Annotated in this window: 6 protein-coding genes and 1 pseudogene; all 7 read left to right on the forward strand. The window is 61.5% G+C overall.

All coding sequences use genetic code 11. From position 1 onward, the window contains the following. Nucleotides 1–107: 107 nt before the first annotated feature. The 7 genes and pseudogenes from B7L05_RS17560 to B7L05_RS17795 all read left to right on the forward strand — a co-directional run bounded on the left by B7L05_RS17560 (nucleotide 108) and on the right by B7L05_RS17795 (nucleotide 6136). Nucleotides 108–266, forward strand: coding sequence for a hypothetical protein (locus tag B7L05_RS17560; protein ID WP_179187260.1), 159 nt, complete (start codon nucleotides 108–110; stop codon nucleotides 264–266). A gap of 641 nt (nucleotides 267–907) precedes the next feature. Then, a complete protein-coding gene (locus tag B7L05_RS16695) occupies nucleotides 908–1612 on the forward strand; it encodes an IS6 family transposase (RefSeq protein WP_085811425.1) in 705 nt (234 codons plus the stop codon). Between the two features lie 364 nt (nucleotides 1613–1976). Continuing rightward, nucleotides 1977–2618, forward strand: coding sequence for a penicillin-binding protein activator LpoB (locus tag B7L05_RS16700; protein ID WP_256926817.1), 642 nt, complete (start codon nucleotides 1977–1979; stop codon nucleotides 2616–2618). Between the two features lie 70 nt (nucleotides 2619–2688). Further along, nucleotides 2689–4122, forward strand: coding sequence for a hypothetical protein (locus B7L05_RS16705; RefSeq protein WP_085811426.1), 1434 nt, complete (start codon nucleotides 2689–2691; stop codon nucleotides 4120–4122). A gap of 143 nt (nucleotides 4123–4265) precedes the next feature. Continuing rightward, nucleotides 4266–4604, forward strand: coding sequence for a hypothetical protein (locus B7L05_RS16710; protein ID WP_256926818.1), 339 nt, complete (start codon nucleotides 4266–4268; stop codon nucleotides 4602–4604). Beyond that, nucleotides 4601–5479 (forward strand): hypothetical protein, encoded by an 879-nt coding sequence (locus B7L05_RS16715; RefSeq protein WP_144037373.1) that lies wholly within the window; start codon nucleotides 4601–4603, stop codon nucleotides 5477–5479. The genes B7L05_RS16710 and B7L05_RS16715 overlap by 4 nt, the downstream gene beginning before the upstream one ends. Before the next feature lie 451 nt (nucleotides 5480–5930). Continuing rightward, nucleotides 5931–6136: pseudogene (locus B7L05_RS17795) on the forward strand (DDE-type integrase/transposase/recombinase). Nucleotides 6137–6732 lie beyond the last annotated feature (596 nt).

Consider the following 6732-nt stretch of genomic DNA (forward strand, 5'->3'; position numbering starts at 1 on the left):
CTCCGCCATCGCCCTCGCTGCCACCGTCATCTTCTGGCTATGACCAATGAGTCCTGACCCTAGAGGATCGAGCCCGCGATGCAGCGTTGGCGCGAGCGTCGGCAGAGATGAGCCGGAAGATCGAGGGCGATGCCTTCCCCACGGAGGAAAGCACGGCAACACCGACCATTTCGACTTCTCTCGCGAAATCGCTCGACAACCCTGTTGACTCGCTGGTTTCTGGTCCGCCGCCAACCTACGGCCAGGATCTGGAGGTGCGACGCTAGCAAACTGGGCAATAGCCCTCCCCGCGTCGCCTTTCCTACCGCTGATGCGGGCAGCGGTTAGCCGCCTGCCTCCTCCATAAAGGCTCGCACCCGCCGCTTGATAGCGCGGCGAGTGTCACGTCCGCACCGCACGTCCTCGATGAAGTTTTAGTCGCCCAGCACGTGATAGTTAGCCCACAACAAAGTTGGCCCGCCATGATCAGGGAGTGGCGGGCCATAGTTGGTCGCATAGCCAGATGCACTTCGGCAGCGTCGTAATCCTGCACGCGCCGCGAGGCGGTCGGAAGCGATTTTTTTTACAACTGCTGCGCGGAAAAATGCGCCCCGCCGAAAGGGGGAGGCGGGGCGTAGGTTGAAGTCATCCTCGCGCAATCATCGCGCCCGCTTTGAAAGCGCAAGGCGGATTGTCGTTCCACGGTGAAATGAAGTGCGCCCCGCCTTGAGTGAAGAGGCGGGGCGCTGACGCGGGTCTTTGAAGCCCACCCGCTGAAGTTCAGCTACATCAGAAGACCTTGAATAATTGTTAACGGTCCGCCGCCACTGCTTGCCGCACTTCCCTCAGCTCGGCGAAACAGGGATATGTTTGTTAGGCTCTGTCAGACTAACGTGGCAGCGCTCAGCAAGCGCTGTAGCGGCCTCAGATGAGCCGCCGATCGAGAGCCAAGCCGCCCAGCCCTTTCCACCGTTTCAACTCGTCACCGGAGGTCATTCGGCGGGTGGTGATGATGTATGTGCGGTTCCCACTGTCGCTTCGGAATGTTGAAGACTTGCTGTTCGAGCGCGGGATCGACATCTGTTACGAAACCGTGCGGATGTGGTGGAACAGGTTCGGACCGCTGTTTGCCGGAGACATACGCCGGCAGCGCGTCTCGCGTATGCGTGGCTTTCGGCAGTGGCGTTGGCATCTCGATGAAATGTACGTGAAGCTGAACGGCGAGATGGTCTATCTCTGGCGAGCGGTCGATCACGAGGGCGAGATCCTCGAGAGCTACATGACCAAGACCCGCGACAAGCAGGCTGCCCTGACCTTCATGAAAAAGGCGCTCAAGCGCCATGGCTCACCGGAGGCAATTACGACGGACGGTCTGCGCTCCTACCGTGCAGCGTTGAACGAGCTCGGTAACAGCGACAAGCAGGAGGTTGGTCGCTGGGCGAACAACCGGGTTGAGAACAGCCACTTGCCGTTCCGAAGACGTGAGCGATCGATGCTGCGGTTCCGCCGAATGAAGACGCTGCAAAAGTTCGCCACGGTGCACGCTAACGTCCACAACCACTTCAACCTAGAACGCCACCTAATCGATCGCCAGACCTACAAGGAACGCCGCTCTGCCGCATTGGCAGAGTGACAGATCTTTACGAGCTACCCCCCCCGGGCCTCAAAGATTGTCTGTCTCGTGTAGAGAGCGGTTCGCGTTAGAGTGACAGCACCCCCTTGATCGTCGCCTTGTCGATTGCACGCCCTGTGGCGACGTCGCGATCCGGCTGGGACCCAATGGTCGGACGGGTGGTGCGCTTCGCGACGCTAGGCGCGCCGCTCGTCATTCGCATTTTTTCCAGCGCTCCCCCGGATGGGGGATGAAAGGCGGAAGTGCGTGTGATGATTATACGCCTAGCCGAAGCGAGACCCCGGTGTCGCTTCTGTCGCGGGGGCTGCGAGACGGCTGCATTCATCGACAAGCCCTTGCATCGACCGGGTCTTTGGGGGCGTTCATGGGCAAGGAATGGGCGGCACCCGCCGCGGTAGCGGCGGGTTTGATGATGGCGATCGTGCCGGCTGCTGCAGCAGACCGCAACAGGAAAGGGACGCAAGCGATGGAGCTTGATCCCACGAGCCGCGGCGCCATTTTCGGTACCGGGCTGGAGTCCCGCGACATCGACCAGATGTCCGACTCTGTCGTGCGTGAGCTGATGTCCCGGCCCGATCTCGTCGGCACGTCGACGCCGCCGCGCGTCGTCGTCGACAGCGAGAAATTCTACAACAACAGCTCGCAACGCATTGATCGTGACATGATCACCAGCGCCTTGCGCGCCAGCCTGAACCGTGCCGCTGCCGGGCGTATTCGCTTCGTCAGCCGGGAGTCGATGGACATCGTCATGCGGGAGCGCGAGCTGAAGCGCACGGGCATCGCTGACGAGGGCACGCGCGGTACCACGCAGGGGGTATCTGGCGTCGACTATCAGCTGGTGGGCAAATTGACGTCGCTCGACTCCCGCGACGGTCGCTCCGGCCTCGTGCAGCGCCGCACGCAGGTTGTGTTCGAGCTGGTCGATCTGGAAACGGGCGATCTTCCGTGGACCGGCAATCCGTATGTCATCCTGCGCGCGTCCGGCGACGACGTCGTCTACCGGTAACCCGCGCATCTTTTACGCCGCGACCTGGCGTCACCTTCGTCCATCAAACTGTCTTTTCGGGGGAAAAGCGATGCGTTTCTTGATCAACACCGTCAGCCTGATCGCGACCGCGCTCGCGCCGATCACCGCCACCGCACAGATGCAACCTGCCGCTGCCGACGCAGCCACTGCAGTCGCCGCGCCGCTCGATGCCAAGGCCGCGGAGAAGGCCGCCAAGTTGGCCGCCAAGATCGAGGCTAAGAAGCAGAGCGAGCTTCGCGCCAAATACGGTGACGGGCCTTATCCGGATCAGATCAGCGCCTATGCAGACGCCAAGCCGGATGCGGTGCGCGCGCTCTATCGGGCGCTGTATGTTGGCGGCGAGCGCAATGCGGTCCTCAACTTCGAGCGGCTCGGCCTCGCCGCTTTCGAGGCCGGCCTCTACAAGGAGGCGGCATGGGCGTTCGACCAGGCGCTGAGCCGGATCGAGACGGTGTATGCGGACAATAAGCAGGCCGCCACCGCGCGATCGATCTTCCACAATGAAGCCAACAAGGATTTCAAGGGCGAGCCGTACGAGCGCGCTATGGCGTATTACTATCGCGGGCTGATTTATTTGCGCGATGGCGATTACGGCAATGCGCGCGCTTCGTTCAAATCAGCCGAATATCAGGACACATTGTCGGAAACCGAGAGCTTTCAAAGCGACTTTGCGGTGATGAACTATCTGGTCGGCTGGACCCAGCGGTGCGAGGGTCAGAACGCTGCTGCCGCCGAATCCTTCGCGTTGGCGACGAAGGCCGAGAAGAACCTCACCGCGCCGCCGGAGGGCGACAACGTGCTGTTTCTGGCCGAACTGGGGAACGGCCCCGTCAAGGCACGCGATGGGTCACAGGCGCAGAAACTGCTATTCCAAGCCGGCGCCGACTATCCAGAGAATGCGGCAAATGTTGCTTTCGCAGATGGTGCCAACGTCAATACGATCAAGCTGTTCCAGGCGAGCAGCGTAACCTATCAGGCAACGACCCGCGGCGGCCGGGCGATTGATGGGATCATGGACGGCAAGGCGAACTGGAAGGAAGGCACCGAGCAGGCTGGCGATGCGGCAATGCTCATGGGTCAGCAGCGGATGCTCAGCAACCCCGACGGCGGCGGCGGCATGGGCATGATGGGATTGGGGCTTGCGATGTCGCTCTTTTCCAGCGCGATGAAGACAAAGGCGGATATTCGCGCGTGGGACGGCCTGCCCGATCTAATCATGGTAGGTACGACAAAGGCAGGGCAAGTTGGCTGGACCTATACGCCATCGTATCTCAAGGCGGACGCACCGGTTGATCTGAAGGGGAAGGGAACTCGCGCCGACCCGAAGGGCTGCAGCATCGTCTGGATGCGGTCCCGCCCGGTGGCATATTCCGAGGCGATTGCGGGCGAGGACGAGGGCGTCGCCGCATCGCAGAACCGCAAGAAGGCGGTACAAGAGAAGAACAAGGCGTTCCGTACGCAGCTGGAAAGCGCAGGGCTGTGAGGGCGCGGGGGGCCTTTAGCGTCGCGAGCGGCCTTATCGCCTGCCTCGCACTCGCGTCGACGGGGCATGCACGCCATAATCGACCGCTGAAATGTCGCATCGGCGCTGCCCGGGGCGCTCCGTCACCCGGCGGTCCCGCGCTGGTGGCGAACGTGCCGCGGGCGATGACGCCGGTCGATCTGAACGCCGTCCAGATGAATGACCGCGGCATCTGGAAAAAGGTCATCGTCCAGGATCTGTTCGCGCGGCGTACCGAGGCGGATACGCTGGAAGTGATGGCGCGCCTGGTAAACTGCACCAAACAGCCGCTGGTCGTGCAGGCGCGATCTTCCTTCCTGGATAACGGCCAGTTTCCGACCGAGGCGGCCTCCGCCTGGAAGCCCGTGTTCATTTCACCGCTGTCGATGGCGACGTATCAGGAGCGTTCGATCGGCGCACGGAAGGTCGAGACCTATCTGATTGAGCTGAGAAGCGATCAATGACCGGGCGGCTTTTCCGGGCGGTGGCAGGCGCAGGCGTCCTTTTCGGCGCCTCGGCGACCTTTTGCGCCGCGCAAACGCGCGGTGGACAGCCAACGATGATGGGGGAAGGCAGGACGGAGCGGGTCGGGCAGCCGGCAACGATGGTAGCGCCGCCCTCTCCACCCGATCCAGCTGTAACGCGAACAGCCGGCTTCGCCGCCGCCTATGCACGTGCACGCTCTCCGCGGATCGTGGTGTTCTGGAACCGGGAGCTGACCGATGATCTTGATACGGACCGCGAGCAGGTGACCACGCTGTCGGGCACGACATCCTCGAACGGCGAAACACATCGTGCGGACTATACGCGGCGGCGTGCCGGATATGCCGATATGTCGAGCAGCAGTACGGAACATGTCGAGGGAGAGATCCGATCGACATCCCGGCGCATCGACAAAGGTCGCCGGGCGTCGGTTCATTCCGAGGCTATAGATTTCGACATCGAGCGTGGTTTCTGCGATACGCTCGCCGGCGCAGGGGTGCGGCTCGTCGACCGCACCGCGATATTGCGGGCAGCGGGTCTCGCCGCGAATACGACGAACGTGCAAGAGGCCGAAGCGCGGGGATTGCTGGATCGCGCCGAATTGCTAATCGAGGTGGTTCCGATGACCGATCCCAGAACCCCGTCGGGGACGTCCTATCGGATCATCGCTCGCGAACTTTCTACCGGCCGTGTCCTGGCACGCCTGAGCAGCGCCGGTCGGGGAACGGCGCAGAAGATGCCGTTCGTGGCGGGCACGGACGGTTTCGTTCGAGCCACACCCCGCGAGGCCAGCCCATCCGAACTCGGCCGGCGCGTGGCGATTGATACCATGGCAGCGCTCTCAAACGCGTTGTAACACGTAGTTTTCTAGACGAGGCCGGGGCAGCATGGGCACGAACATTCTCTGCGCGCGACGACTGATACCGTCCCTCGAGGCCGCCGGATGATCGCTCGAGGGGCTCTGTCAGAGTAACGTGGCAGGGCCTCGCGGGCGCTGCTACCGGCCTTGGATGAGCCGCCGATCGAGAGCCAAGCCGCCCAGCCCGTTCCGCAGGTTCAACTCGTCACCAGAGGTTATTTGGCTCGTAGTAATGATGTATGTGCGATTTCCTCTTTCGCTCCGAAACGTCAAGGACCTGCTGTTCGAGCGTGGGATCGACATATGTCATGAGACCGTGCGGATGTGGTGGAACAGGTTCGGCCCGCTGTTCGCAGGCGACATTCGAGGCCGGCGGGTGTCGCGGATGAGCGGCTCTCGGCACTGGCGCTGGCACCTCGACGAGTTGTACGTGAAGCTGAACGGCGAGATGGTCTACTTGTGGCGCGCGCTCGATTACGAGGGCGAGATCCTTGAAAGCTACATCACAAAACCCGCGACAAGCAGGCTGCCCTGACCTTCATAAAAAAGGCACTAAAGCGCGACGGCTCGCTGGAGGCGATCACGACCGACGGCCTGGGCTCATATCGCGCAGCGATGAACCGCTTCGCGGCTTCAAGGTCCGGGCACTCATGACTAAACTCATCAAGACTTAAAATACTTCGTCTTCCGTATCGATATAGAAAGTCGGCATCTGCGTACCTTTAACTTAGCACGTTCAAGGCAAGGTGATTGGATGCCGAAGAGCCGCGCACGGCCACGCTAGCCTACGATGTAGCGCCTTTCGCAAAAGCGATCCGGCCTAGCGAAAAGCCCTCCATCCATGCATCTCTAATTTCAAGCTTATCATGGAAGATCGGGCAACCTATGGCAAGTAGATCAGGTTGCCTTCCTGCTTTTTGCCCCGCAGAGAGGGCGTCTATTTCCGTCCACGGCGCGTCGTGTCCAGTTGCGCGATTAGACGCTTTGGGGCTGTCGCGGTCCCCCAACCAGTCTGTGACCATTTACTTGGTCCCGTTCAACGCGTGCCGCTGCAAGCCGTCCATAGTCAAAAAAGCATACGAGCGACGGGTAGTTCCGAACGAATAGCCTGATGAACGTTAAAGCGTTCTTCTATGATGCTAGTGGAGGGGCCTGACCCGGCGAGGCTAGGGAAACTCGCCGGGTCGTTCTAGGCTCAGGACTCGTTGATCACAGCCAGAAGATGACGGTTGCAGCGAGGGCGACGGCGG

Source organism: Sphingomonas sp. TZW2008, assembly GCF_002117915.1.
Lineage (GTDB): Bacteria > Pseudomonadota > Alphaproteobacteria > Sphingomonadales > Sphingomonadaceae > Sphingomonas.

Excerpts from the sequence above, each read along its gene's own strand:
- B7L05_RS17560 (WP_179187260.1), top strand. The coding sequence starts at position 108 with ATGAGCCGGAAGATCGAGGGCGATGCCTTCCCCACGGAGGAAAGCACG.
- B7L05_RS16695 (WP_085811425.1), top strand. The coding sequence starts at position 908 with ATGAGCCGCCGATCGAGAGCCAAGCCGCCCAGCCCTTTCCACCGTTTC.
- B7L05_RS16700 (WP_256926817.1), top strand. The coding sequence starts at position 1,977 with ATGGGCAAGGAATGGGCGGCACCCGCCGCGGTAGCGGCGGGTTTGATG.
- B7L05_RS16705 (WP_085811426.1), top strand. The coding sequence starts at position 2,689 with ATGCGTTTCTTGATCAACACCGTCAGCCTGATCGCGACCGCGCTCGCG.
- B7L05_RS16715 (WP_144037373.1), top strand. The coding sequence starts at position 4,601 with ATGACCGGGCGGCTTTTCCGGGCGGTGGCAGGCGCAGGCGTCCTTTTC.